Annotated in this window: 1 protein-coding gene; it reads right to left on the bottom strand. The window is 56.3% G+C overall.

The genetic code is table 11. From position 1 onward, the window contains the following. Positions 1 to 796: 796 nt before the first annotated feature. On the bottom strand, positions 797 to 4,167 hold a 3,371-nt coding region (locus DMG62_24185; GenBank protein PYY19886.1), incomplete at its 5' end, for a hypothetical protein.

The raw sequence follows: 4,167 nt of genomic DNA, 5'->3' as shown, positions 1-4,167 counted from the left end.
AACTGTCGTCGTTTTCTAGATGAATCATTGCTCCCATGCACCACAAGAGAAAAGCGCTATAGATCCGATAAGCAGTAAAATTCCTGACATCTGACTACGGAGGATATCGCCACGATGATCCAATGATAGGTGCTACGCTGTTTGATACGGACGCCTTCCCAAAAGCGCTCCGATCGAAACATTGCCTGATTCGCTACGTTTCGGCCAAAATGTTACGAGCGAAGACGGCTCTGTTTGTGGAATCTCTCGCAGCCTCACCGACAACCTCTCAGGCTTGCTTGCGCCGCAACGACCGCTGACAAGTCATCAGACCGAGCAAGCTCAACGTCAATAGCAGCAACGTTGAAGCCTGATCAGGAACGTTTTTCGTCGCCGTCAGAATGGCTTTTGTACTTTGGTAGGTGACTTCCCAACGTTCCGTGCCGTTGTTGAAGACCTCGTTCTCAATGAGTGAAAATGTTCCGGCAAACTCGCGTAATTTAGAAAGATAAACGAGTCACCAATCATCGGGATAAAACTATTCAGCAGCACAGGATGCAGGGTTCCATTTAGCTCAGCAGTCCCCAGAACGTTTAGAACACTGAATTGGCCAGCGCTTTCACCTGCAATTTGGACCATGAGAGTGGCGTACTGCACCTGGGTGTAGCAACCAACTGCGCAGGTGATTTGAAGCAGACGCCTAGGACAAAACCCTGTGTCAATCGGTAAGTAGTGCTGTCACCCATGAACGCGAGGCCTACGCGAGGTGTTTGGAAAGTCAGTTGGCCCGTTCGTGTCGGAGTTAGTGTCGGCGGTGTCAGGGGTTGGTCGTGGCACTCGCAATATTCGAATAGGCCGAATTGCCTCCTGCATTGTAAGCACGCACCCGGTAATAGTAGGTAGTGGCCCGGTTCAATCCGGTGTCCGAATAAGTGGTAACGTTTGCGCCGACCGTCGCGAGTTGTGAAAAGCTGTTGCCCTTACCATTCTTCGAGCGCTCCACCTTAAATCCGGTCTCGTTGTTCGAATTATCGGCCCAGGACAGGTTGATCTGGCTAGATGACGCTGCGGTAGCCCCAAGATTTGTCGGAGCTTGAGGGGTTGGGGTTGCAGTTGGAGTTGGTGTTGGTGTCGGTGTCGGAGTTCGAGTTGCTGTGGGGCTCGGCGTTGGGCTCGGGTTCGGCGTTGGTGTAGGAGTCGATGTCGGCGTCGGTGTTGCCGTTGCAGTTGAAGTCGGTGTCGCGGTCGCACTGGCCGTGGCAGTCGGAGTCGATGTCGGTGTATTGGTCGGCGTTGCAGTCGGGATCAATGTGGCCGTCGCTGTCGCGGTGGCTGTCGGAGTTGGCGTTAGACTGGGCGCCACGGTCGGCGTAGCTGTTGCAGTTGCACTCGCTGTCGCCGTGGGCGTTGGCGTCGGGCTTATCCCCTGCGTTGGCGTCGGCGTGGGTGTGAACGTCGCCGTCGCGGTTGGAGTAAACGTAGCCGTTGCCGTTGCCGTAGCTGTCGGGGTAAAGATAGCTGTTGCGGTAGGGGTAGGGGTGAACGTGGCTGTTGCCGTCGGAGTTGGAGTAAAGGTGGCTGTTGCTGTTGCCGTAGGTGTAGGCGATGGGCAGACGACCACTTCCGAGGCGGAAGCCTCACCGGAGCCATCGTTGTCGGTCGTGAAGCTGGCCGTATTGTCATACATGCCGCAACTGTTGGTCGTAGTGCTGCTAACCACATGCGCTGTGGTGCTCGTATTTCCGGCCAGTGTGGTTGGGCTGTAATCGAGACTCTGATTGGGCGGTGAGGCGCTCACTGACCAGCCGGGATCGCTGTTGCCAGCATCGATCGTCCAATTGACATCAGCCCCGGCCGGCAAGCTGTCGGTGACCGAGAGCCCAGTGGCCGTGGTGGGGCTGCTGTTGGTCAGGGTCACGGTGAACCCGATCTGGGAACCGGCGCTGACGCTGGCCGCATCAGCCGTCTTAGTGATGGTGACCTCTGGTGGTGCGGTCGGCGTAGGTGTCGGCGTGGGTGTAAACGTCGCCGTTGCAGTCGGAGTAGGAGTAAATGTTGCCGTAGGCGTTGGAGTAAACGTAGCTGTTGCAGTCGGAGTAGGAGTAAATGTTGCCGTAGGCGTTGGGGTAAACGTAGCTGTTGGCATTGGCGTAAACGTAGCCGTTGGTGTCGGAGTAAACGTTGCTGTGGCTGTGGCTGTCGCAGTCGGTGTCGGTGTTGGCGTATTGGGTGGCGTTGCAGTCGCTGTGGCTGTCGCCGTCGCAGTCGATGTCGGTGTCGGCGTGAAGGTAGCAGTGGGCGTAGCGGTGGCCATGGGCGTAGGGGTAGGGGATGAACAACCGAGCGTGGTGGCGGTCGCATTATTACTAAATCCATATTCTCCGCAGGAATCCGTGGCAATTCGCGTAAAGTTTACGCCGTCTGTGCTACGTCCAATGTAAAAACCCTGTTCATTGTTTGAATTGTCCGTCCAATTCAAGTTGATCTGGGTGGAGGAACCGACGGTAAGCACAAGGTTACTGGGCGCAGCAGCAGTGGTACAGGTGGGGGTGGGGGTGGGAGTTGAGTTCGGGGTGGCTGTTGCCGTTGCGCTAGGAATTGGGGGCGGAGTCGGGGTAGGTGTTGCCGTGGGAGTTGGGGTTGGTGTTGGAGTGAATGTTGCCGTGGCAGTTGAAGTAGCTGTTGCTGTCGGCGTAGGCGTGAATGTCGCAGTCGGCGTAGGAGTTGCCGTTGCGGTAGGAGTTGGAGTTGGGGGCGGAGTCGGGGTACGTGTTGCCGTGGGAGTTGGGGTTGGTGTTGGTGTTGGCGAGGGGCTCGGGGTAGATGTAGGAGTTGGCGTTGGGGTAGTGCTATTAATTTGGACAATCTTTGCCACTGAAGGAACGCCATTGGAATTCAGGATGAACAGCATGTAGTAGCCCGGCGGAGCCTTGTTGGGGTCTGAAGGAGCCGTAATGTTCAGGCCGCCCGTAGCTTGCGAGAACAGGGGTCGGCTGATGCGCTGGCCCATATTAAAGTCATGCGTGACCGAAGAAAGCGCGATCAGTGTGACCTTGGAAATGCTCGTGGCGTCGGGTGTGCCCACGAAAAATGACTGCCCGTACCCAACGCTCGTAGGCGCGGACGTGATAGTTGGACGGGAACCGTGGAACAGATAAGGGGGCGAGTAAATTTCTGCGGAGGCGTTCCCGACGCTCGCGCCGGGCCCGGGTTGGCCGCCTGCGGATAATACGCGCCCGTCAGGCAACAAGAGTGCAGTCGAGTGGTAGCCTCTAAAAAGTGTCATGCTCGCCATCGTTGTCCAGGTTCCAGTTGCTGGATCCCATAGCTCACACGCATACGCTGGATCGCTCGAGGCAGCGCCGGGGACCTCAGTTCCTCTGCTTCCGCCAGTCACTAGGACTGTGCCGTCTGCGAGTAAAGTAGCGTTGTGAAGTTTGCGTCCTCCGGTCACCATCGATCCAGTGTACTGCCAAGCGGGAGTCGGACTATTCAGGTCGATGATCTCTGCAGTTGCTGTTGGATAAGTAGTGCAATCACTCGCGTAATCTCCGCACGCGATTCCCCCCGTGATCAGCACTTTTCCGTCATCGTACATCACTGCCGATGCCCAATTACGAAGCCCGTAGTTGCTATTCCCCACCGTGCTCCAAGCACCGGTGCCAGTAACATCAAGGTATCGGGTAATTTGGCTGGGCCCGGCACAGAACACCTTTCCGTTAGGTGCCACAAACATGTATGGATAGAAAGGCAGCGCCAGGTGCGCTGCAGTCAGATAGCGCCAGGATGCCGTCGCACTCTGCCATACCTGAGGCTCGACATTGATACCCACCGTCGTATCTATCCAACCACTGATCACCAGCACGTCTCCGTTCGGCAGCGTGGTGTTCGTTGGATACCACCGAGCATTATTCATGTCAGGCAGTCGCGTCCAACTGTTGTTCAACGGGTTATACGTGTAAGCATTGACCAGCCCCACATTATTGGCTATGTGTCCACCGGCTACCAAGAGCTGTCCATTAGGCAGAAAGGCATGGCTTGAACAGAATATGTTCGCTCCTGCATGCGTACCCGCAGTATTCGTGTTGGTTGATGGATCCCAAAGTGTAGGATTGTCGCCGAGGTTGAACTGGGGCCAATATAGCACCTTTCCCGTTGGCAGCAGATGAGCATGAACTGCGATCCAAG

The organism is Acidobacteriota bacterium (assembly GCA_003225175.1).
Taxonomy (GTDB): domain Bacteria; phylum Acidobacteriota; class Terriglobia; order Terriglobales; family Acidobacteriaceae; genus Gp1-AA112.
This window is presented reverse-complemented; position numbering and strand designations above follow the sequence as displayed.